This is a genomic window from Rhodothermales bacterium (assembly GCA_039944855.1).
GTDB lineage: Bacteria > Bacteroidota > Rhodothermia > Rhodothermales > JANQRZ01 > JBBSMX01.
In genome coordinates this window covers 32,967-53,651 of the sequence record JBDUXZ010000039.1, presented here as the reverse complement: position 1 = coordinate 53,651, position 20,685 = coordinate 32,967, and the positions used below count along the sequence as shown (strand labels likewise).

Genomic DNA, 20,685 nt, shown 5'->3' with positions numbered 1-20,685 from the left:
AAGGACCGCGCCTCGCCGCCGGACTTCAGCGAGAGCACCGACGTGATCGCCGCCGTGAGCGTGGTCTTCCCGTGGTCGACGTGGCCGATCGTGCCGACGTTCACGTGCGGCTTCGTGCGCTGAAACGTTTCCTTTGCCATGGCCTTTGCTTACTGGTGATGCGGAGTGGAATGAGGGGCGTCGCTGGCGCAACGCGGAAGAACGAGGGGTATAGCAAAAAGGCGCATCCCCTGGCCCCATCGGGCGCACCCGATGAGACGGGCGTGGGACACGCCACGCGGCGCCGGGTCGCACGCCCGGGCCGTCATCGACGGCGTACCGGGCGGCGCTTCGAACGCCGTGGAGCCTCCTCCCGGACTTGAACCGGGGACCCCTTCCTTACCATGGAAGTGCTCTACCGCTGAGCTAAGGAGGCGGATACTACATGTGGAGCGGGAGACGAGATTCGAACTCGCGACCCTCAGCTTGGAAGGCTGATGCTCTACCAACTGAGCTACTCCCGCAAACGGGTCGGAGGTGCGAGGTCGAGAGTTGTGGGCTTCTTCAAACCCAGAACTTCCAACCTCAAACCTTTTGTGGGCAGGGAAGGATTCGAACCTCCGTACTCGTATGAGAACAGATTTACAGTCTGTCGCCTTTAACCACTCGGCCACCTGCCCAGGTGTATCAGCACGTCAAGACTGCCAGCGTTTCACAGCCGGCGAGCAGAGCTGGCGAAGGGACTCGAACCCCCAACCTGCTGATTACAAATCAGCTGCTCTACCAGTTGAGCTACGCCAGCCTGAATGGCAGATCTAACGCGCGCAGACAGACAGGAAAGGTAGGGAGCGTTCTGTCCGCTGTCAACTCTCCGGAGCGTCCGAAATCCCCGTTTTGGGGTCTTCGCCGTTTCTTTGAGAGCCCGCCCGCCGCTGCCATGCCTTCAGGCCGACGTAAACCACAGCCACGACGACGAGCACGACGGTGACGCCTTGCCCATACCGCTTCAGCCACTCGCCGACTAAGGCCCAGTTGTCTCCGACCACGGCACCGAGGTAGGCAATGATCCCGGTCCACACCGCCGCGCTCAACGCGGCCCACACCGCGACCGGCCCCGCCGGCATCCGGGCGACACCGACCATGAGCGAGATGACGGCCCGCGCCCCGCTCAGAAATCGGTTTGCCGCGACGACGCCGTAGCCGTACTTCTGCAGCCACGCGCGCACCTTCCACGCCGCCTGCTTCGGAATCCACCGCATTCGATCCGGGTCCAACACGGCCTCCCCGACCGTTCGCCCCACCGCGTACATCGACATGAATCCGAGCGTGCCCGCGACCGTCGCGAGCAGGATGACGGGGACGAGTCCGACCTGCCCCAATCCGGCGAGGTAACCGCCGAACACGACGATCATGTCGCCGGGAATCGGCGGGACGACGTTTTCGAGATACGCGACGCCGAACACGGTGACGTAGATCCACACCGGCGAGAGCCCCTGCATCCACGTGACGATATCGCCGAGGAGCTCACCCATCGGCGAGCAGCAGGCAGACGGCGTGCACGGCGGCTCCTTCTTCGCGCCCGACGAAGCCCATCGTCTCCCCCGTCGTCGCTTTCACGGCCACCTGACCGATCTCGACGCCGAGTACGTCGGCGATATTCGCGCGCATCGCGTCGATGTGCGGACGGAGCTTTGGCCGTTGCAGGACGACGACGGCGTCCACATTGCCGACGTTATAGCCTGCCTCGCGGACGAGGCCCCGGACGTGCGCGAGCAGCTTCATGCTGTCGGCCCCTTTCCACTCGGCATCGGTGTCGGGGAAGTGCTGGCCGATATCGCCGAGGGCAGCGGCGCCGAGGAGCGCATCGATGATCGCGTGGACGAGCACGTCGGCGTCGGAATGGCCGTCGAGCCCTCGGTCGTGCGGGATGTGGACGCCGCCGAGGATGAGCGGGCGGCCTTCGGCGAGGCGGTGGACGTCGTAGCCAATTCCGATGCGCACGGCGAAACAGGGAGGGGTGAGAGCACGAGGGGACGGAAACTACAGCCGCCGCTCCCCATCCTCCGCGCGCGCCCACTCCCTTTCCCAAAAAGGCCACAGCGCCTCGGCGAGCGTCCAGTCGGCAGGCGTGGTGATCTTGAACGTGAGCGCGCTACCCTCGACGATCCGCACCGCCCGGCCGAGCCGCTGCACGAGTTCGACCTCGTCGGTGCCGGGGACGCCGGCGAAGCGGGCGTGGGCTTCGCGGAGCAGGTCCAGCCGGAAGGCCTGTGGCGTCTGCATCCGCCAGAGCCCGTCGCGCGGGACCGTCTCCCCGAACGTCTCGTCGCCGCGCCGGACCGTGTCGGCCACCGGGATGGCGAGCGCGGCGGCGCCGTGCGCGCGGGCGGCTTCGACCACCGCACTCAGCGCATCAGCTGGGAGGAACGGGCGGACGGCATCGTGGACGAGCACGATCTCGGTCTCAGCCGGGAGCGCATCGAGCCCGCGCCCAACCGAGGCCTGCCGTGTCGCCCCGCCCTCGACGACAGCGTGGAGCTTCGTGAGACCGTAGTCTCGTAGTTCGTTGCGTAGCGCATTCGTCTCCCCCACTGGCCCGACGACGACGAGCGCACCCACCTCGGCGTGCCGCTCGAACACCTCCAGCGTCCGCACGAGGACGGGCGCACCGCCGAGCGTACGGAACTGCTTGCGCTCGCCCCCCATCCGGCGCCCCGATCCGGCGGCGGGGATTAATACGGTAGTCTCACCACTATGCATTACCCAGCCTTCGGCGGAAAGACTGCGTCCTTTAACAAATCAATGGCGCGAGGTACATAGCGCTTGTGTGCCCAAACTAGAGATCCGACGAAGTATCCAATGAGCCCAGGGAAGAGAAAGAACCCCATAGGATCCAGTATTCCTCGCTGTAGCATGGATATCATCGCGGCCGTGCACATGAATGCGAATAACCCGTTCACGAGGATTGCCCACGCAGCCAAGCCGGCTTGTGCTTGCAAATACGATCCGCCCTTCCGCTCTTCGATTACTCCTCGGATGACAATCATCGCGGCACCGAGCCACAGACCCCGAAGGCAGAACCAGAACGAGGTCTCTTTAACGAGCCCTGAGAGTCGTAGCCGCCAAGCGAAGAACCGCCACTTCGTTCGCTCACGAAGCCGGGCGACAACAGCCCCCCGTTCTTCCCGAAGCTCAAGCTCAATGGTCTTGGAGAAAAACAAGTCAGCAACGGACAACGAGCCAATGACGACGGACTACACGATGATCATCGCGTCGCCGAAGGAGAACAGCCGGTACTCCTGCTCGACGGCCTGCTCGTAGGCGTGGATCATCAGCTCGCGGTCCGAGAACGCCGAGACCAGCATCAGCAGCGTCGACTTCGGCATGTGGAAGTTGGTGATGAGTTGCTCGGCGATGCGGAACTCGTAGGGCGGGTAGATGAACTTGTCGGTCCAGCCCGAGCCCGACTTCAGCCCGCCGTTCGCCGAGATGCTCGACTCGAGGGCGCGCACGCACGTCGTCCCGACGACGGTCACCTTGTTGTGCGGCGAGGCGAGCGCGCGGTTGATCGCCTCGCACTCGTGATCCTCGACGATGAAGTTCTCCGAGTCCATCCGGTGCTTCGTGAGGTCCTCGACTTCGACCGGGCGGAACGTCCCGAGCCCGATGTGGAGCGTGACCGGGCAGACCGTGACGCCCTTCGCTTCGAGGTCGGCGATCAGCTCCGGGGTGAAGTGGAGCCCGGCGGTCGGCGCGGCGACGGCGCCGCGGCGCTGCGCGAACATCGTCTGGTAGCGCTCCTTGTCGTCGTCCTCCGCGTCGCGCTTGATGTACGGCGGGATCGGCGTGTTGCCGATCTCGTCGATCTGCTCGTAGAGCTCCTCGCACGTGCCGTCGAAGATGAAGCGGATCGTCCGGCCCCGGCTCGTCGTGTTGTCCACGACCTCGGCGACGAGGCCGTTATCGAAGTAGAGCTTGTTGCCGACGCGGATCTTGCGGGCGGGGTTGACGATCACGTCCCACAGCCGGCTGTCGCGGTTGAGCTCGCGGAGGAGGAAGACCTCGATGCGGGCGCCCGTCTTCTCCTTGTTGCCGAAGAGCCGTGCGGGAAACACCTTCGTGTTGTTCACCACGAGCACGTCGCCCTCGTTGAAGTAGTCGACGACGTCGCGGAAGGTGCGGTGGTCGACAGTCCGCTCTTTCCGGTTCACGACCATCAGCCGAGCGCTGTCACGCGGTTCCGCCGGATACTTGGCGATGAGCTTCTTCGGGTACTCGTAGTCGAAGTCCGAGAGCTTCAGCGAGAGGGTGGGGCGGAAAATGCGAGGCGCGGTAGCAACGCTACTCATATGACGGGGGGCAAGCGGTGAGTCGGGAGCACAGCGGGCAGGGGCATACGTCCGAAAAACGTGAAGGCGTCGTGAACCCCACCCACAGATCGGCCGCTAATATAACCGTGTTCCCAGGCGGCGCCAACCTTTTTGAACGGCCATACCGCTTCATTTCGCGCGGTTCGGCGCGCCGATGCGTCCCATTCCTCCCGTTCCGCTTCGGGGCTGTGGGCTCCGTTCGGAACCCGCAGCCGTCATCGCAGCGCGACGCGGAACCCCGTCAAATCGCCGGCTTCACGCGGCCCGCTACTTCCCCGAAACCAACGCGGTAGCCGTCGCCCTGCGCCCAGCCGGTCATCGTGACGAGGTCGCCGTCTTGGAGGAACTTCCGCTCGCCGCCACCGGGGAGTTGGAGCGGCTTCGAGCCACGCCACGAGAGTTCCAGCATGCTGCCGTACGAGCCCTCGTCGGTGCCGCTGATCGTGCCGCTCGCCATGAGGTCGCCGGGGCGCGCGTTGCAGCCGTTGACGGTGTGGTGCGTGAGCTGCTGCTCGACGCTCCAGTACAGGTTTTGCGTGTTCGACCGGGCGATGACGGCGGGCCGCTTCATCCCCTCCGCCTGCAACGCCACTTCGAGGTGGATGTCGAACGAGCGGTCGTCCCGCTGCTTGAGGTAGTCGAGGATTGCGGGATTCCCGGCCTCTTCGGTCTGCGGCTCGCCGGGGACGCGGAACGGTTCGAGCGCCTCCAGCATCACGACCCACGGGCTGACGCTCGTGGCGAAGCTCTTGCCGAGGAACGGCCCGAGCGGGACGTACTCCCACTTCTGGATGTCGCGCGCGCTCCAGTCGTTGACGAGGACGAGGCCGAAGATGTGCTCGTCGGCGTCGTCGATGGGGATGGGCCAGCCGAGTTCGTTGCCGGGCCCGACGAAGAAACCCATCTCGAGTTCAAAGTCGAGGAGCTTCGAGGTGCCGAAGACGGGCGGCGCGTCGTCGCTCGGCTTGAGTTGGCCGTGGGGCCGCACCACGTCGGTCCCGCTGACGACGACGGATGACGCGCGGCCGTGGTAACCGACGGGGAGGTGCAGCCAGTTTGGGAGGAGCGCGTTGTCCGGGTCGCGGAACATCGAGCCGACGTTCGTGGCGTGCTGCCGCGACGAGTAGAAATCGGTGTAGTCGCCGACGTGGGCGGGCAGCAGCATCTCGACCTCGTCGATGGGCACGAGGGCCTGCTCGCGGAGGGCTTCGTCGTCGCGGAGCGTCGCGTTGTCGTGGCGGAGGAGGTCCTGCACGGTGCGCCGCGCCTCGCGCCACGCCGGACGGCCGAGCCCCATGAACAGGTTCAGCGACGACTGCGAGAACGGCCGCCGCCCGGCGAGATATTCCCCGGTGAACAGCTTCCGATCTTCCAGCACCGCGAGGTCGAGCACGTAATCCCCGATCGCCACGCCTACCTGCGCCGCCCCGCCAACCTTCCGTTTGAACACACCGAACGGGAGGTTCTGAATCGGGAAGTGGGAGTCCGGCGCGACCTTGACGAACGAGCGGAGGGCGGGATCGTTGGTGGGGTTCATTTCTGGGGAGGATGGGAGGGCGAGGAAGGAATGGAGGGAATGAAAGAGCGTGGGGAGAACTAGAACTACGAAGGGATGGACATAAACGTGCCCTCTCCTTTCCCTCCACACGCTCCACCCCTCCTTTCCGCCGCGGAGCGGCTACAACAACCGGGCGGCACGGAGGTCTTCGCGCGGCTCGTCGAACGAGCAGCTCCCGTACGACGTGGCGAACTCCGCGCGGGCGCGGGCGACCTGCTCGGCGGAGATGCGGAGGTCCTGGAAGGCGAAGCCAGCCTCGTCGAAGACGAACGCTTTGATGGACTCGGTGCGGAGCACCTGCCGGAGTGCGGCCTCGCTGAGGTCGAGCGCGTGGGCGAGCACGCCCGCGCCGAACACGTTGAGGAAGCCGTGCATCATCGCCTCGATCTGCCGGTCGTAATGGCGGACGGGGTGATGGAGCCCGGCCGTCGCTTTGAAGGGGACGCGGGCATCGCGGCACGTCGCGAGCACGAAGGCGACCTGCTCGGGCGTGGGGAACGCGTCGGGCGTGACGCCGCCGCAGCGGACTTTGAAGCCGAACTCGGGCCCGCCGTTCGCGTCGTGCCTGGCGAGCGCGGTAATCGTGCCGTGGACGGTCTCGCGCCAATCTCCGGCGAACGCGGCCTCGACGTGGATGCGTTCGAAGGAAACGTCGGCATCGGCCAGGGCCTCGTTTACGCGGAGCAGCACCTCGGCGACGGCATCGGCCCCGGCTTCGGTGACGACGTCGGGGAAGCGGACTTCGTAGAGGTCGGCGCGGACGCGGCCGTCGTGGGCCGCCTCGCAAGCCTCGGCGGCCTTGAGATCGCTGCGGAAGGTGCGGAGGAACGTCTCGGCGTCGGCCCCGCCGGTGCCGAGCACGGAGACGGGGAACGGGCGGCCCGGCTCGAAGAGGTCGGTGTACGTGCGGAGGCCGTCGAGGCGGGCGGCGGGGCAGATGAACCGGCTCAGCATCCACGCATCCGTCGTCTGCCGGTAGGCGGCGAAGCTCGGGACGGCCTCGTCCAGCGGGAGCCGGGCGGGCGGGAAGAGTCCGGCGTAGTCGATGAGGCCGGTGAGAAAGGCCCGCATCCCGGCGGACGCCGTCGTGCGGGGGTGGGCAGAGGTCGAGGAAGAGGTCGTCATGAGGGGGGCGTGGGTGAAGCGCCAGAGACGGGGGCACACGCGAGAGCCGGGGGTCCCGTTCCATCGGCCCCGCAGGCGGCCGGGGTTGTGGGTCCCCAAAGATAGTGTTAGCTTACAAAGTCGACCGGAATAGGCACCCTGACGTGCGTCCCGCCCACTCTACGCACCGGCCGATTTTGGCCCGGCCTGCCCACCGGCCTCCCCTCTGTGCCCCCTTTGCAACCTATCCGCCACACCATCATGGACCTCTCCCGCATGCCCGCTGTCCGCCTCCCCTTCGCGCTCGGCCTCCTCGCCCTCGCCTTCCTCGTCGCCGGGGCCGATAGCTGCGGCAGCGACCCGAACGTGACCGGGGCGAAGCTCGAGATGAAGAACCAGGACTACGACCGCGTCCTCGAACTCACCGCCGCCGCCATCGAAGCAGATCCCGACAACGAGGAGGCCTACTTCATCCGCGGCGAGGCCTACCGGATGAAGGCCGAAGCGATGGACGACGCCTCCCAGCGCGCCGACCTCCTCGCCGAGATGACGCAGGCGTACAACCGCTCGCTCGAACTCGGCCACGCCCCCGCCGAAATCGAGAACCGGCTGCAGGTGGCCTGGGGCGCGGAGATGAACTACGGAGCCCGCGCCTTCCGCCGCGCCGCCGAGGACCCGAGCGCCTACGACGAGGCCGCCGCCTCCTTCAACAACGCCACGGTGATCCTCCCCGACTCTTCGGCCGGCTTCCTCAACCAGGGTCTCGCCTACCTCGCCGCCGGGAACTCCGCCGACGCCGCCGTGCCGCTCCAGATGGCGATCGACAAGGGCGCCAACAGCGCCGAGGCGTACATCTACCTCGGCCGGATCTACCTCTCTTCCGAGGACCGCGCCGCCGATGCCCTCGGCGTGCTGGAGCAGGGCCAGGCCGCCTTCCCCGACAACGAGGAGCTGCAGACCGAAATCCTCAACGCCTACGTCCGTGCCGGCCAGACCGACCGCGCCATCGACGCCTACAACGCCCGGATCGCGGCCGATCCGGAGAACCCGCTCTACCGCTACAACTACGGCTCCCTCCTCCTCCAGGCCGAGCGGTACGACGAGGCCGCCGAGCAACTCATGGTGGCGACGGAACTCGACGCCCAGAACGCGAATGCGTTCTACAACCTCGGCGCCGCCTACCAGAACAAGGCCGCGAGCTTCAACAAGCGCGTCGGCGAACTCGAAGACGCCGGCGCGAGCCAGGCCGAGGTAGACGCGGCGATCGCCGAACGGACGTCGCTGCTGGGTCAGGCGATGCCGAACCTCGAGCGCGCTCGCGCCCTCACCGAGGCTGCCGGCGAGGACTCCGCCGACATCTGCCGCGCCCTCTTCCAGGTCTACGCCGCTCTCGGCCAGGGCGAGAAGGCGCAGGAAGCCGCCGAGTGCGCCGGCCTCGACCTCAACTGACCGACCGGTTCCCTCATACGGAACGGGGGCGCGGTAGCCTGCGCCCCCGTTTCCTTTTAGGCCAGCACACCGCCCCCCACCCTCTCGCTCCCGCACCGTCATGGCTGACTCCTCCAACGGCCTCGCCACCAAACAACTCGGCTTCGGCACGCGCGCCATCCACGCAGGCCAGGAGCCCGACCCGACGACCGGCGCCATCATGACGCCCGTCTACCTCACGTCGACGTATGTGCAGGCCGCGCCCGGCGACCACCAGGGGCACGAGTACGCCCGCGTCTCGAACCCGACGCGCTCGGCGCTCGAAGCCAACCTCGCCTCGCTCGAAGGAGCCGACGAGGGGATCTGCTTCGCCTCCGGCCTCGCCGCCGTCGACGCGCTCCTCAAGCGGCTCCGGCCCGGCGACCATGTCGTCGCCACGAACGACCTCTACGGCGGGACGTACCGCCTCATGCGGCAGGTCTTCGAGCCCTTCGGCCTGCGGTTCTCCTTCGTCGACATGACCGACCTCGACGCGTTCGAGTCCGCGCTCACCGACGACACGAAGCTGGTCTGGGCCGAGACGCCGACGAACCCCCTCCTCCGCATCATCGACATCGCCGCCGTCGCCGAGCGCGCGAAGGCGAACGGGGCCGACCTCGTCGTGGACAACACGTTCGCCTCGCCGTTCCTCCAGCAGCCCCTCGCCCTCGGCGCCGACCTCGTCCTCCACTCCACGACGAAGTACATCGGCGGGCACTCCGACGTAATCGGCGGGGCCGTGCTGACGAATGACGCGGGCTGGACCGAGCACCTCCGCTTCCAGATCAAAGCGGCCGGCGCCGCGCCGGGGCCAATGGACTGCTTCCTCGTCCTCCGTGCCACGAAGACGCTCCACCTCCGCATGGAGCGCCACTGCGCGAACGCGAGTGCCCTCGCCGCCTTCCTCGACGAGCACCCCGCCGTCGGTCCCGTCCGCTACCCCGGCCTCGCCTCGCACCCCGGCCACGAGATCGCCGCGCGGCAGATGAGCGACTTCGGCGGCATGGTCTCGTTCACGCTCAAGGACGACTCGTACGAGCGGGCCGTGAAGCTGATGCAGGCGCTCCGCGTGTTCGCCCTCGCCGAGAGCCTCGGCGGCGTCGAGAGCCTCGTGAGCCACCCGGCGTCGATGACGCATGCCTCGATCCCGCTCGAAGAGCGCCTCGCGGCCGGCCTCTCGGATTCCCTCATCCGCCTCTCCGTCGGTGTCGAAGACCTCGACGACTTGCGGGACGACCTCGACCGGGCACTTAACACCGTTTGATCGGTATCGGTAGGACGCATCTCTCCCACCGCCTCTCACGACGTATGGAACGGGCCGTCGCCAAACAACGCGTTAACCGGATCGCGCTCGCTCGCTTCGAGCAGTGGGCCCTCCCGCGGATGGCCCGGCGGCTTCCGCAGTGGGTCACGCCCGACACGCTGACGGTGATCGGGCTGATCTCGGCCGTCGTCATCGGCCTCTCGTACTACCTCACGCAGTACAGCCTTGACTGGCTGTGGCTCGCCTCGGTCGGCTTCGTCGTCCACTGGTGGGGCGACTCGCTCGACGGCACGCTCGCCCGCGTCCGCAACATCCGCCGCGAGCGCTACGGGTTCTACGTCGACCACCAGAGCGATGCAATCTCGACGCTGCTGATCTTCCTCGGCCTCGGGTTCTCGCCGCTGATGGAGCTCTCGATCGCCCTCTTCCTCATCGTCGGCTACTACCTGATGATGATCCTCGTGAACCTCGTCACGATCTCGCGCGACGTGTTCAAGATCTCGTTCGCCGGCTTCGGCCCGACGGAGAGCCGGATCGCGATGATCGCGGCGAACACGCTCGTGTTCTTCCTCGCGAACCCGACGATCCCGGTCGCGGGCTACGAGTTCCAGCTCTTCAGCCTGATCGGCATCGCCGGCACGGCGATCCTGCTCGGGACGTACGTCGTCGTCGGGCTGAAGGAGCGGGCGACGCTCGCCGTGCTCGACCCACCGCCGAAACCGGGGCTGCCGACCGAGCCCAACGGCATCGCGGTGTCCGACGGGCAACCCGTGGCCGAGAAAGAGCCCGCAGGATCACGCTAGCTACAGGTTGGCTATGCGGCTCTCGAACTACCGGGCTCTGTTCGCTCTATGTGCCTTCCTTGCGGTGAGCCTCAGCGCGTGCTCTCCAGCCAGTGTCGTTCGTGACATCGGATACACGTTCGACCCACTCCCGAGAGTCGCATTCGGACCCGAGGATGGAATTCAGGACGACGTGGCCCTCGGACTCCCGCCATACGAGAGCTACTGGAAGCCGTCGCCGCACCAAATCCGACAGGTCGAACGAGCGCTTGCCGCTCGAACACCCGTGTGGCGCTACGGCGTTCAGTTTGTAGGTGTCGTAGAGGGCGGCAGAGATCTCATCATTGCCAATGGGATTCGTGGCGACCGCGATATCGAGAGCGGTTGGATTATCTGGTTCCACGGCGGCGAGTTTTTCTTCCGTGCCGCTTACGACGTTGACGAGGGAGAGCTTCTCTACTTCTGGTACGGCGACAACCTCGGCTGAGCCACGCAATTGTTAGTCCACGATGCGCACGACGTCGCCGACGCGGAGCGTGCCCGGCCGGAGGACGCGGGCGTAGAGCCGGCTCCACCCGGGATGCCGCTCCTCGCTGATCCGCTTGAACTGCCGCTCGGCGAAGTACGCCGCGATCGTGTTGCACGGCGTCGTGTATTTCGTCACCTCCAGCCGGACGGCGTCGCCGAGGTCGAGCACGGAGCCGGGGCCGAGCCCGCTCCAGTCGAGCCCCGCGAGCGTCACGTTCTCGCCGACCGCGCCCGGGAAAATCGGGTGGCCCTCCGCCTGCAACGCGAGGATCCGGTCGAGCGACCACAGGCAGACGGCCCGTTCCGGTCCGCCGTGGACCTTCGGGTGGTTCACGCCGTCGCCCTCAAGCCCGAGCGGCCCGACCGCGACGGCCTGCACCGCGCGCTTCGGCACGCCGCCCGGCGACGTGTTGAGTTGGAAGACGTGGCTCATGGCCGTCAGTGGTCGGTGGTCAGTAGTCAGCGGTCATAATTTGTAAGACCCGGTACCTTTCTAAGGGCCTATCCGAAAAGCCCAATGTCTGTCATTCTGAAGGAGCATAGCGACTGAAGAATCTCCCTGATTCGAGCGAAATCGATTGCCTTGAGGAGATCCTTCGCTGCGCTCAGGATGACAAGAATACTTTTCGGATAGGCTCTAAGCTTTCGTCCACACTCCCACACCTCCACAAGTCACAGTTTGGTTTCGATCCCGACGAACACCTCGACGGCGCGGAGGGCGTTGCGGGCGTAGGGCGCCGTGAACGCCTGCACGCTCAGCCCGGTCTCGCCGAACACGAGGAACGTCGCGCCCACGCCCGTCCGGAGAAACCGCTGCTGCGGGAACGCTTCGGGCTGCACGCCCGCCTCCGCGTTGACGGACTCCGGCGCATCGACCGACCACACGAGGTCGAGCAGGCCCTGCAGCCGCACGCGGTCAAACAGGGTGTAGCCCGCTTCCAACTTGAACAGCAACTCGTCGCTGTACGCGACCTCCCCCCCGCCGTCGGCGATGCACAGCTCTTCGGCATCGTCGGGCTGCGTCGCCGGGCAATCGACGACGCGGGAGAGGCCGAAGACGGACGTGCGGTGGCGGTAGCCGACGCCGACCTGCGCGTAGGCCGGGAGCGGCCACAGGCTTCGCCCATACGCCAGCAGCAACTGCGCATCGACCTGCCCCGGCCCCACCGCCGGCGCGAAGTTGCGCCGGTAGCCGAGGGGGACGACGAGTGCGACGTTCGCCGCGAGCGCCGAGCGGTCGTCGCGCAGTCCGACGGCTTCGTCGAGCCCGATCCGCAGCCCGACCACGGCCGAGCCGAGGTCCGATGCCTGCCGCTCCACGGGCACGTCGAATCCGCCGTCGGTGATGAATAGGCGTTTGTACGGGAGCGTCCCGAAGAGCGAGAGTTTCGGCGCCAGCCCGACCTCGCCGTAGAGGTAGCGGCTGCGGTCGCGGAACGGGGTCTCGCCCTCGACGGCCGGGTCGTAAGGCACGACGTCGCCGTTCGCGTCGTAGCGCTCGGAGGCGTTCGCGAAGCCCTGCGTGATCTTGAGGTAGACCTCGCCGGGCTGCATCGTCCACGCCTGCGCGTGCGCGAGAGCCGGGAAACAAAGGACGAGCAGGACGGCGATCCGATTCAGCATGGCGGCGCAGGCGGGCGGAAGAGGCAACGGGCGAGCAAAGATCGGCGCTGCTGCACGAGCGGGCAAGCGCGGGCGGGCTTCACTTCGCCGCGTTGAGGCCCCAGCGGTATTCGAACCGGACGTTCGGCTGCGCTTTGATTTCGGCCGCCGTACGGCCCTCGAACAGCGCCCTCAACCGCGCCGCGCTCGGCCGGGAGGCGTCCATGAACCCGAGGAGGTAATCCCCCGCCGGCTCGCCCGTTGCGTCGAAATCGGCGCCGAACCAGTCGAGCAGGCTCGACAGCACGGCCGTATCCCCGTCGTAGCGGAAGTGGTGGCGGCTGTTGACGAAGTCGCCCATCGCGCGGTCGAGTTCGGCGTCCACGTTCGCAGCGGTGAACGCGCGGCTGCGCAGGCGCGGGCACGAGACGGCCCCGCAGTTGAGCCCGACGTGGATGCGCGGGTCGAGCGCGCGGACCTGCAGCGCCGAGAGCGTCGTCGTCGGCTGCCGCCGGAGGATCACGTTCTCGATCTCATCGAGGGTCACGTCTCGGCCCGCCACGCGGACGGGCGTCTTGAAAAACGCGTCGAAGCCGGCGCGCTCGATGTTCGGCGGCGTGCCCTTCGCCAGCACGCGCTCGACCATCTTCACGTTGTAGGCGTTCATCCAGAACGCGAGCCGCGCGGCCTCGCTCGTGAGCGTGCTCGCGTCGAACGTCTCCACCGCGTCGACGACGGCGGCGAACTCGTCGGCGAGCGGGCCGGCGAGCCGGTCGTAGCGCACGAGTCCATCGTCGGTGACGACGCGCCGGAGGAGGTCGGACCACGCCTGTTCGTACGCGACGGATGGCGACGGCGCCTCGGGAGCGGTGAGCGACGGGGCGAGGAAGAGGGCGAGGAGAAGCGTCAGCATGGGCATCGGAGTCAGGAGGGAATGCGCGGGGCCGAGGCAGAACGGGCAGGTCCTCCCGGAACGTACAACAAAAGAGGCGCGATTCGCTGGAGCGAATCGCGCCTCAGCAGGCGGAGGGTAAGCGCTTTACTGCGACACGCCCGCGGCCCTTCCCGTGAGGCGGAGCGACTTCGTCGGCTGCGCGTCGTCGTCGGTGGTGAGGACGACGGCGTAGTCGAGGTCGCCGGACGTGCCGGGCGGGACGGTGACGCGGATGCTCACGAGGTCGTCGGCGAAGACGGGCGTGGTCGGATACACAATGCGGAGCCCGTCGGGGTAGCTCTTGGCTTCGGTGATGCGAATCGGCTTCGTGCCGGCGTGCTGCATCTTAAAGACGTGTGTCACCTGCTGATCCAATGTCACGGTCCCGAGGTCGAACGAGTCCGTGTCGAAGACGACGTTCCCCTGCGGCGCGCCTGTCGCGGCGGAGATCGTCTCCCGCGCCACGTCGCCCACGATGTAGAGCGTCTCATCGACCGTCGTGTCGCCGGTTTGGGCCGTCACCTGAATCGATTTGCGGAACGGGCCGGGCCGCCCCTGCGAATCGTATGCGATGACGATCTCGCCGGTCTCGCCCGGCGCGACGGCCTCCGTCGTAAACGTCGGCGCGGTGCAGCCGCACGACGGGCGGACGGAGCGGAGCTTGAGCGGCCTGGCCCCGTCGTTCGTGAAGATGAACGTGTGCGTCGCGGTGGCGCCTTCGGTGATCCCGCCGAAGTCGTGCGTGGTCGTGGCGAACGAGAGTTGGGCCTGCGCCGGGACGGCAAGCAGGACGGCAACGGCGAGCGCGAAGAGCGATTTGAGCATAGCGAGGCAGAGGCGAGGAATATGCGGGATCGGGTGTAAAAAGCAAAGGCGGCGAGAAGATCCCGCCGCCTCCGCGCACTGCTGTTCGGCGGGCGCTAATACGCCAGCACCTCGCGGGCTCCTGTGAGCACGTCGTCGTCCTGCGGGAGGACGGCGCGCTCCAGCGGGTCGGCGAAGGGGATGAACGTGAACGCCCCGGCCACGCGCTTCACGGGGGCGTCGAGGTGCTCGAACGCCTTGTCGACGATCTGCGCGGCGATCTCAGCGCCGAAGCCGAGGAACTCGTGGTCCTCGTAGAGCACGAGCGCGCGGCTCGTCTTCTCGACCGACGCGAGGATGGTCTCGGTGTCGAGCGGGTACATCGTCCGAATGTCGATGACCTCGACGCTGTGGCCTTCCTTCTCGAGCGCCTTCGCCGCGTTGATCGCCTTGTACACCATCGCGCCGTACGTCACGATCGTGAGGTCCGAGCCCTCGCGTACCGTCTTCGCCTTGCCGAAGGGGACGAGATAGTCGGCGTCGGGCTCGGGCGAGCGGGCCGGGCCCTGCCGGTAGAGCGACTTGTGTTCGAGGAAGATCACCGGATCGTTGAGCCGGATCGCCGTTTTGAGCAAGCCCTTCGCGTCCGCCGCGTTGCTCGGCATCGCGACTTTGAGCCCGGGGAAGTGGGCGAAGATCGACTCGACGTTCTGGCTGTGGCAGAGGCCGCCGTGGATGTAGCCGCCGCACGGGACGCGCATCACGACGGGCGCCTCCCACGCGTTGTTCGAGCGGTAGCGGAACGGGGCGAGCTGGTTGCGGATGGCCTGCATCGCGGGCCAGATGTAGTCCGCGAACTGGATCTCGACGACGGGCTTGTACCCCGCCGCCGCGAGCCCCACGGCGCTCCCGACGATGGAGTGCTCGGCGAGGGGCGAATTGAAGCAGCGATCGGCGCCGTGCTTCGCCGTAAGACCGCGCGTGGCGGTGAACACGCCGCCCTTCCCGCCGCCGACGTCCTCGCCGTAGACGAGCACGCGCTCGTCGCGGTCCATCTCCTCGTCGAGCGCGTGGTTGATCGCGTCGACCATCACGATGAGTTCGCCGCTCGGCTCGGAGGCTTCGTAGTCCAGCTCCGGCGGGTTCTCGTCGTAGATGTGGAGTAGGGCGGTCTCGGGCTCGGGGTCGGCCTGCTGCGCGGCCCACACGGCGGCCTCGTCGACCTCCTTCTGCACGTCCTTCTGGAGCGCGTCGACCTCGTCCTGCGTCATCACGCCGGCTTCGACGAGGCGGGCGGCGAGCTTCGTGATCGGGTCGCGCGTGCGGTCCTTTTCGAGGTCCTCGGCCACGCGGTACTTGTCGTGGCTGTCCGACGACGAGTGCGGGAGGAGGCGGACCACGTCGGCGACGAGGGCCACCGGCCCTTTGCCCGCGCGGAGGTGCTCGGCCGCGGCCTTGCCGACCGCCCACGCGGTGAAGAAGTCGGTGCCGTCGTACGAGGCGCGGGTGAGGCCGTGGTAGCCGGCCGTGATGTTGTGGATGTTCGCGCCCGCCGTCTGCTCGGCGATCGGGACGGAGATCGCGTACTTGTTGTCCTGAATGTGGAAGAGCGCGGGGGCGCCGGCGCGGGCGCTCCAGTTCAGCGCCTCGTGGAACGCGCCCTGGCTCGTCGCCCCGTCGCCGGACGAGATGTACGTGATCGCGTCGTCGCCGCGGCGCTGCGTGGCGAGGGCAAACCCGACGCCGGGCATGTACTGCGCGCCGACCGACGAGCTCGTCGTCATGATGTTGAGCTCGCGGTTACCGAAGTGCTCCGACATCTGGCGCCCGCCGGAGTTCACGTCGTCCGCCTTCGCCATGTGGGCGAGCATCGTGTCCCGCGCCGTCATCCCGAGAGTCAGCGTCATCGCGAGGTCACGGTAGTACATGCAGAACCAGTCGTGCCCACCCTTGAGGTGCATCCCGAGGCCGACCTGCGCCGCCTCGTGCCCGCTCGCGCCGATGTGGAAGAAGCCCTTGCCTTGCTTGAGGAGCGTCAGCATCTTCTCGTCGAGCCGGCGCGAGAGCATCATCGTGCGGAGCGCCTGCTTCAGCTCGTCCGGCTCGAAGTCGGCGGGACTGACGGGCGTCACGTCGAGATCGCCCTCGTAGGCGGCGAGGGCGGCGGCGCCGTTTGCGGCGGGCTTGCCGTTCTTATCGCGGGCGGAGGCGGACTTGCGGCTTTTCTTCTGCGTCTTCGTGCTCATGCGTCGGATTCGAAGGCTGGGACGGACGGGAAAAGAATATACACGGAGCGGACGCCACCGGAACTCGGAAGCGGTTCCGATGGGACCTCGAAGATACCGCCCGGGTTCGCGCGGCGGGAACGCCCGGCCGAGGATGACCTGGCAATTCACACGTCACAGCGCGGGGTTGGAACCGTCGAAAAATTTCGTCGTCATCGGCGGAAACATCCCGGCCCTTCGCGGGCTTTGAGCGCCGCTTCCGTCCCGGTCCCCGCCCCCCTTACCGGCCGTCTTGGTCCGCCCCCATGAGCACGTTCGATCTCAACAGCACCCCCGCCGAGTCCACCGGCGCCCCGTCCCACGCGAACCCGACCGTTTCGAAGTCGCAGTGGGCGAACTTCGCGCTCCGCAAGATGCAGGAGGGCTACGTCCTGCTCCAGTCCCCGAACGGGAAGGTCCACCAGTTCTACAAGTCGGGCGAGCCGCTCCAGCCCTGCGCCGCGCACGCCGCGAAGAAGCTGCTGGAGATGGGCCTGCTCGGCGTCGCGAAGACGGACATCCGCGGCACGCACTTCGGCCTCCGCGACGCGTTCCAGGCGGACGCGGCCGAGGCGTAACACGCTACCGACTCTCAGTGCCCGTAGGGGTGCAGCGCACGCTGCGCCCCTACGTTCGTTTTGAGGGGGGCTCGTAACTCTGCGAGTGGAGGGGGCGTAGCGCCAGCATCGTCCGATGCCTCTCCCCTGCCGCGCGCTCCCATGTTTAAGAGCTACCTGAAGACCGCCGTCCGCAACCTCCGCCGCGACCGTGTCCCCTCGGTCATCAACGTCGTCGGGCTCTCGATCGCGCTCGCGAGCTGCATCGTCGTCTACCTCTTCCTCCAGGTCTACTACTCGCTCGACACGTCCCACGCACACGGCGACCGGATCGTGATCGCGGAGACCGTCGAGGGCCGGGGCGAGCAGGCGACGACGTGGGGAACGACGCCCCTCGCGCTCGGCCCAGCGCTCGCAGCCGAGCTTCCCCACGTCGAGCGGGCGGCGCGCGTGGTGTGGGAGGGCGGCGACGTGCGGACGGCGGAGCACGCCTTCGGCGAGCGCATCGCCTTCGCGGACCCCGCCTTCTTCGAGGTCTTCTCGTTCCCGCTCCGCGCCGGCTCCCCCGCCGCCCTCGCCGACCCCGACGCGGCGATCCTCAGCGACGAGACCGCCCGGAAATACTTCGGCGACGCCGAACCCCTCGGCCAGCGCCTCACCCTCACCGTCGGCGACGCGATGCGGACCGTCACCGTCGGCGGCGTCGCCGCACCGTTCCCGAACAACGCGAGCCTCCGCTTCGAGGTCCTCCTCCCACTCGCCGCCCACCCCTCCGCCGACGCCGCGAGCTGGGCGGACACGGGCCACACGTTCCTCCTCCTCCGCGACCCCGGCGACCTCGCTGCCGTCGCCGCCTCTGCGGCCCGCTTTGTCGCGCCGACGAACGCGGCCACGGGCACCGACGCGGCGGAGCGGTTCGCGTGGGAACGCCTCACCGACCCCGCGCCGGACGGGCACCTCGTGCAGAACCGCCCGGCCGAGGCCCCGCACCCGGCCCTGTCGCTCATCATGGTCGGGCTCGCGGCGTTCATGCTGGCGCTCTCGTGCTTCAACTACGTCAACATCGCGCTCGGCAGCGCGGCGCGGCGGCTCAACGAGATCGGCGTGCGGAAGGTGATGGGCGGGACCAAGCGCTCGCTCATCGCGCAGTTCATGACGGAGAACCTGCTGCTGTGCGCGCTCGCGCTCGCCGTCGGCATCGGGATCGCGCGGCTCTTCCTCGTGCCCCTCTTCAACCAGACGTTCGTGCTGGACGTCTCGCTCTCGCTCGTCGAAGATTGGGGGCTGTGGGTATTTCTCGCGGGGCTGCTCGCGTTCGTCGCCGTCGTCTCGGGGGCGTATCCGGCGTTTTACGTCGCGTCGTTCAGCCCGGCCGACGTGCTCCGGGGGCGGCGGCAGCTCGCGGAGAAGCGGTGGCTCACGCGGGGGCTGATGACGGCGCAGTTCGCGATCGCGTGCCTCGCCGTGCTCGCGACCGTCCTGCTCGTGATGAACGGCCGGTTCATGCTGGGGCAGGACTGGGGCTACGACCCCGACGCGGCGGTCGTCGTGTCGCTCTCGGACCCGGCGCAGTTCGGGCCGCTCCGCGACGCCGCGCTCGGGCACGCGGCCGTGCTCGGCGCCGTCGGCGCGCGGGACCACGTCGGGCTCGGCCGCAATCGGACGACGTACGCCGTCGACGGCGAAGAGGGGTGGGCGTTCGGGTACGCCGTGGGGGCGGGCTACCTCGAAACGATGGGGCTCGCGCTCCACCACGGCCGCACCTTCGACCCACGTCTCGGACGCGAAGCCGACGAAGCCATCGTCAACCAGCGCTTCGCCGACGAGCACGGCTGGGCCGACGCCATCGGCCAGACGCTCCGCATCGACGAGCGGGACGTCACGATCGTCGGCGTCGCAGAGGACGTGCTGCAAGTCCCGTTCGCGCTCCCGCAACCTATGCTGATCCGGCAGGCCGAGGCGCCGTACCGCTTCCTCGTCGTGCGGACGGCGCCAGAGCAACGGGCAGCCGTGCTCGCCCATCTGGAATCGCGGTGGGACGCTCTCGCCTCCGACCTCCCCTTTGAGGGCTTCACGCAGCGCGAGGTGTTCGATACGCACTACGCGTCGTGGGCGAACCTCACGCGCAGTGTGGGGACGCTCGCCGGGCTCGCCCTGCTCATCGCGTGCATGGGCCTGTTCGGGCTCGCCGCGCAGAACGCGTCGCGGCGGCGGAAGGAAGTCGGCGTGCGGAAGGTGCTCGGCGCGTCGGTCGCCCACATCGTGCTCCTCGTCAACCGGCCGTTCCTCGTCATCCTCACCGTCGCGGCGAGCCTCGCTACGGTCGTGGTCTACGGCGCGCTGCTGTTCGCCCTGAGCTTCGACGTGGCGAACCTGATGCCGATCACGCCGCTGCCGTTCGTGCTGGCGTACGCGCTCGTGCTCCTCACCGTCGCCGTCTCGCTCGCCGCGCAGTCCCGCGACCTCGCCCTCACAAACCCCGCCGATGTGCTCCGCAGCGAGTGACGCCGAGCGGGCGTGACGGGTCTAGGCGTCGTCGCCCTGCGCTTCGAGTTCGTCGCGGGCCCACGCGAGCGTCTCGGCGAGTTCGTCGTCGGGCTCGGGGAAGTCGGCGTGGAGGCGGTGGAGGGTGTCGGAGATGATCGTCGCGGCGGCGGCGCGGGCGAACCACTTGTGGTCGGCGGGGAGGACGTACCACGGCGCGGCGTCGGTGCTCGTCGCGCGGAGGGCGTTGCCGTAGGCGTCCTGGAATGCGTCCCAGTCGTCGCGCTTCTCGACGTCGGCGCGGGAGAAGTCCCACCGCTTCTCGGGCCGTTCCGTCCGCTCGATCAGGCGTCGGCGCTGCTCCTCGTTCGAGACGTGGAGGAAGAGCTTGACGAGGTGGATCCCGTTCTCGACGAGGTAGCGCTCGACGTCGCGGATCTGCCGGTAGCGCTGCGGCCAGAGCGAGCCGTCGCGCGCGGCCTCGCGGATCGCGTCCGGGAGGTGCTGCCCGTCCATCAGGTCCGGGCTCACGCGCTCGGCGACGACCTGTTCGTAATACGAGCGGTTGAAGACGGCCATCTTCCCGCGCGCCGGGACGGCCCGCATCGCGCGCCAGAGGTAGTCGTGCCGCGCCTCCTCTTCATTCATCTGCGAGAACGCCCGCGCCGAGCACGCCGTCGGGTCCACGACGGACATCACGTGGTGGATCGCCTCGTCCTTGCCTGAGGCATCCATCCCCTGAAAGAGGACGAGGAGGCCGTGCGTCCCGTGCGCTTCGAGAATGAGCTGGCGCCGGGCAAGCCGCTTGGCCTCGTCCTCCATCACCTCCCGGGCCTCGTCTTCGGACGCGAACGGGCCGGTGTCCACTGGGTCGATGTCGGCGAGCCGGTCGGCGTCGGAGAACCGGAACGTGGCGGGGTCGAGGACGGGATCAGACATGGTAGGAGTACGGACGCCTCTCGGATGTTCGGCGCGAGAGGGCCCGTCG

At 67.9% G+C, this 20,685-nt stretch carries 19 protein-coding genes and 4 tRNA genes; 6 read left to right on the top strand and 17 right to left on the bottom strand.

Going from position 1 to position 20,685, the window contains the following annotated elements:
- The 11 genes from ABJF88_19165 to ABJF88_19115 form a co-directional block, all read right to left on the bottom strand.
- On the bottom strand, positions 1–140 hold a 140-nt coding region (locus tag ABJF88_19165), incomplete at its 3' end, for a GTP-binding protein (protein MEP0549059.1).
- A gap of 200 nt (positions 141–340) precedes the next feature.
- Positions 341–415: transfer RNA gene (locus ABJF88_19160), tRNA-Thr, on the bottom strand.
- Positions 416–427: 12 nt separating this feature from the next.
- Positions 428–503, bottom strand: a tRNA-Gly gene (locus ABJF88_19155).
- Between the two features lie 73 nt (positions 504–576).
- Positions 577–659: transfer RNA gene (locus tag ABJF88_19150), tRNA-Tyr, on the bottom strand.
- Between the two features lie 49 nt (positions 660–708).
- Positions 709–781: transfer RNA gene (locus ABJF88_19145), tRNA-Thr, on the bottom strand.
- A gap of 61 nt (positions 782–842) precedes the next feature.
- A complete protein-coding gene (locus ABJF88_19140; GenBank protein ID MEP0549058.1) occupies positions 843–1,511 on the bottom strand; it encodes a DedA family protein in 669 nt (222 codons plus the stop codon).
- On the bottom strand, positions 1,504–1,980 hold the full coding sequence (gene ispF / locus ABJF88_19135) for a 2-C-methyl-D-erythritol 2,4-cyclodiphosphate synthase (GenBank protein ID MEP0549057.1): 477 nt from the start codon (positions 1,978–1,980) through the stop codon (positions 1,504–1,506). Before ispF ends, ABJF88_19140 begins: the two co-directional genes overlap by 8 nt.
- Positions 1,981–2,019: 39 nt before the next feature.
- Positions 2,020–2,739 (bottom strand): 2-C-methyl-D-erythritol 4-phosphate cytidylyltransferase, encoded by a 720-nt coding sequence (ispD, locus tag ABJF88_19130; protein MEP0549056.1) that lies wholly within the window; start codon positions 2,737–2,739, stop codon positions 2,020–2,022.
- Between the two features lie 494 nt (positions 2,740–3,233).
- A complete protein-coding gene (gene queA / locus ABJF88_19125) occupies positions 3,234–4,280 on the bottom strand; it encodes a tRNA preQ1(34) S-adenosylmethionine ribosyltransferase-isomerase QueA (GenBank protein MEP0549055.1) in 1,047 nt (348 codons plus the stop codon).
- A gap of 310 nt (positions 4,281–4,590) precedes the next feature.
- On the bottom strand, positions 4,591–5,886 hold the full coding sequence (gene fahA / locus ABJF88_19120; GenBank protein ID MEP0549054.1) for a fumarylacetoacetase: 1,296 nt from the start codon (positions 5,884–5,886) through the stop codon (positions 4,591–4,593).
- A gap of 141 nt (positions 5,887–6,027) precedes the next feature.
- Positions 6,028–7,032, bottom strand: coding sequence for a hypothetical protein (locus ABJF88_19115; GenBank protein MEP0549053.1), 1,005 nt, complete (start codon positions 7,030–7,032; stop codon positions 6,028–6,030).
- Between the two features lie 240 nt (positions 7,033–7,272).
- Here ABJF88_19115 and ABJF88_19110 point away from each other — a divergent pair, with 240 nt between their 5' ends.
- The 4 genes from ABJF88_19110 to ABJF88_19095 all read left to right on the top strand — a co-directional run bounded on the left by ABJF88_19110 (position 7,273) and on the right by ABJF88_19095 (position 11,011).
- Entirely contained in the window at positions 7,273–8,460 is a 1,188-nt protein-coding gene (locus tag ABJF88_19110; GenBank protein MEP0549052.1) for a tetratricopeptide repeat protein, read from the top strand.
- A gap of 100 nt (positions 8,461–8,560) precedes the next feature.
- Positions 8,561–9,742: a cystathionine gamma-synthase gene (locus tag ABJF88_19105; protein MEP0549051.1), complete on the top strand. Its 1,182-nt coding sequence runs from the start codon at positions 8,561–8,563 to the stop codon at positions 9,740–9,742.
- A gap of 44 nt (positions 9,743–9,786) precedes the next feature.
- Complete coding sequence (locus ABJF88_19100; GenBank protein ID MEP0549050.1) at positions 9,787–10,545, top strand: CDP-alcohol phosphatidyltransferase family protein; 759 nt, start codon at positions 9,787–9,789, stop codon at positions 10,543–10,545.
- A gap of 13 nt (positions 10,546–10,558) precedes the next feature.
- Positions 10,559–11,011: a hypothetical protein gene (locus ABJF88_19095; GenBank protein MEP0549049.1), complete on the top strand. Its 453-nt coding sequence runs from the start codon at positions 10,559–10,561 to the stop codon at positions 11,009–11,011.
- A 12-nt stretch (positions 11,012–11,023) separates the two neighbouring features.
- Here ABJF88_19095 and ABJF88_19090 read toward each other — a convergent pair whose 3' ends face one another.
- The 5 genes from ABJF88_19090 to ABJF88_19070 form a co-directional block, all read right to left on the bottom strand.
- Positions 11,024–11,485: an MOSC domain-containing protein gene (locus tag ABJF88_19090; protein ID MEP0549048.1), complete on the bottom strand. Its 462-nt coding sequence runs from the start codon at positions 11,483–11,485 to the stop codon at positions 11,024–11,026.
- A gap of 239 nt (positions 11,486–11,724) precedes the next feature.
- Positions 11,725–12,675 (bottom strand): hypothetical protein, encoded by a 951-nt coding sequence (locus ABJF88_19085; protein ID MEP0549047.1) that lies wholly within the window; start codon positions 12,673–12,675, stop codon positions 11,725–11,727.
- A 79-nt stretch (positions 12,676–12,754) separates the two neighbouring features.
- The gene (locus ABJF88_19080; protein MEP0549046.1) at positions 12,755–13,567 is read right to left on the bottom strand and encodes a DUF547 domain-containing protein; all 813 of its coding nucleotides are present in this window, start codon (positions 13,565–13,567) and stop codon (positions 12,755–12,757) included.
- A gap of 126 nt (positions 13,568–13,693) precedes the next feature.
- Positions 13,694–14,413 carry a DUF1573 domain-containing protein gene (locus ABJF88_19075; GenBank protein ID MEP0549045.1) on the bottom strand — a complete coding sequence of 240 codons (720 nt, stop codon included), beginning with the start codon at positions 14,411–14,413 and terminating at the stop codon, positions 13,694–13,696.
- A gap of 95 nt (positions 14,414–14,508) precedes the next feature.
- Positions 14,509–16,638, bottom strand: a complete 2,130-nt coding sequence (locus tag ABJF88_19070; protein MEP0549044.1) for a dehydrogenase E1 component subunit alpha/beta — start codon at positions 16,636–16,638, stop codon at positions 14,509–14,511.
- 284 nt (positions 16,639–16,922) lie between these two features.
- Between ABJF88_19070 and ABJF88_19065 the strand changes: the two genes are divergently transcribed.
- Together ABJF88_19065 and ABJF88_19060 are read left to right on the top strand one after the other, a co-directional pair.
- Positions 16,923–17,234 carry a hypothetical protein gene (locus ABJF88_19065; protein MEP0549043.1) on the top strand — a complete coding sequence of 104 codons (312 nt, stop codon included), beginning with the start codon at positions 16,923–16,925 and terminating at the stop codon, positions 17,232–17,234.
- A 141-nt stretch (positions 17,235–17,375) separates the two neighbouring features.
- Complete coding sequence (locus tag ABJF88_19060) at positions 17,376–19,718, top strand: ABC transporter permease (GenBank protein ID MEP0549042.1); 2,343 nt, start codon at positions 17,376–17,378, stop codon at positions 19,716–19,718.
- A gap of 21 nt (positions 19,719–19,739) precedes the next feature.
- Here the strand turns inward: ABJF88_19060 and ABJF88_19055 are convergent, their stop codons facing one another.
- A complete protein-coding gene (locus ABJF88_19055; protein MEP0549041.1) occupies positions 19,740–20,636 on the bottom strand; it encodes a PPK2 family polyphosphate kinase in 897 nt (298 codons plus the stop codon).
- Positions 20,637–20,685: the final 49 nt, after the last annotated feature.

What these genes read in the sequence shown, in the direction of transcription:
- ispD (MEP0549056.1), bottom strand. Translation starts at nt 2,739, where the DNA reads ATGCATAGTGGTGAGACTACCGTATTAATCCCCGCCGCCGGATCGGGG.
- ABJF88_19060 (MEP0549042.1), top strand. Translation starts at nt 17,376, where the DNA reads ATGTTTAAGAGCTACCTGAAGACCGCCGTCCGCAACCTCCGCCGCGAC.
- ABJF88_19090 (MEP0549048.1), bottom strand. Translation starts at nt 11,485, where the DNA reads ATGAGCCACGTCTTCCAACTCAACACGTCGCCGGGCGGCGTGCCGAAG.
- ABJF88_19065 (MEP0549043.1), top strand. Translation starts at nt 16,923, where the DNA reads ATGAGCACGTTCGATCTCAACAGCACCCCCGCCGAGTCCACCGGCGCC.
- fahA (MEP0549054.1), bottom strand. Translation starts at nt 5,886, where the DNA reads ATGAACCCCACCAACGATCCCGCCCTCCGCTCGTTCGTCAAGGTCGCG.
- ABJF88_19075 (MEP0549045.1), bottom strand. Translation starts at nt 14,413, where the DNA reads ATGCTCAAATCGCTCTTCGCGCTCGCCGTTGCCGTCCTGCTTGCCGTC.
- ABJF88_19095 (MEP0549049.1), top strand. Translation starts at nt 10,559, where the DNA reads ATGCGGCTCTCGAACTACCGGGCTCTGTTCGCTCTATGTGCCTTCCTT.
- ABJF88_19080 (MEP0549046.1), bottom strand. Translation starts at nt 13,567, where the DNA reads ATGCTGACGCTTCTCCTCGCCCTCTTCCTCGCCCCGTCGCTCACCGCT.
- ABJF88_19140 (MEP0549058.1), bottom strand. Translation starts at nt 1,511, where the DNA reads ATGGGTGAGCTCCTCGGCGATATCGTCACGTGGATGCAGGGGCTCTCG.
- ABJF88_19070 (MEP0549044.1), bottom strand. Translation starts at nt 16,638, where the DNA reads ATGAGCACGAAGACGCAGAAGAAAAGCCGCAAGTCCGCCTCCGCCCGC.
- ABJF88_19055 (MEP0549041.1), bottom strand. Translation starts at nt 20,636, where the DNA reads ATGTCTGATCCCGTCCTCGACCCCGCCACGTTCCGGTTCTCCGACGCC.
- ABJF88_19085 (MEP0549047.1), bottom strand. Translation starts at nt 12,675, where the DNA reads ATGCTGAATCGGATCGCCGTCCTGCTCGTCCTTTGTTTCCCGGCTCTC.
- ABJF88_19105 (MEP0549051.1), top strand. Translation starts at nt 8,561, where the DNA reads ATGGCTGACTCCTCCAACGGCCTCGCCACCAAACAACTCGGCTTCGGC.
- ABJF88_19110 (MEP0549052.1), top strand. Translation starts at nt 7,273, where the DNA reads ATGGACCTCTCCCGCATGCCCGCTGTCCGCCTCCCCTTCGCGCTCGGC.
- ABJF88_19115 (MEP0549053.1), bottom strand. Translation starts at nt 7,032, where the DNA reads ATGACGACCTCTTCCTCGACCTCTGCCCACCCCCGCACGACGGCGTCC.
- ABJF88_19100 (MEP0549050.1), top strand. Translation starts at nt 9,787, where the DNA reads ATGGAACGGGCCGTCGCCAAACAACGCGTTAACCGGATCGCGCTCGCT.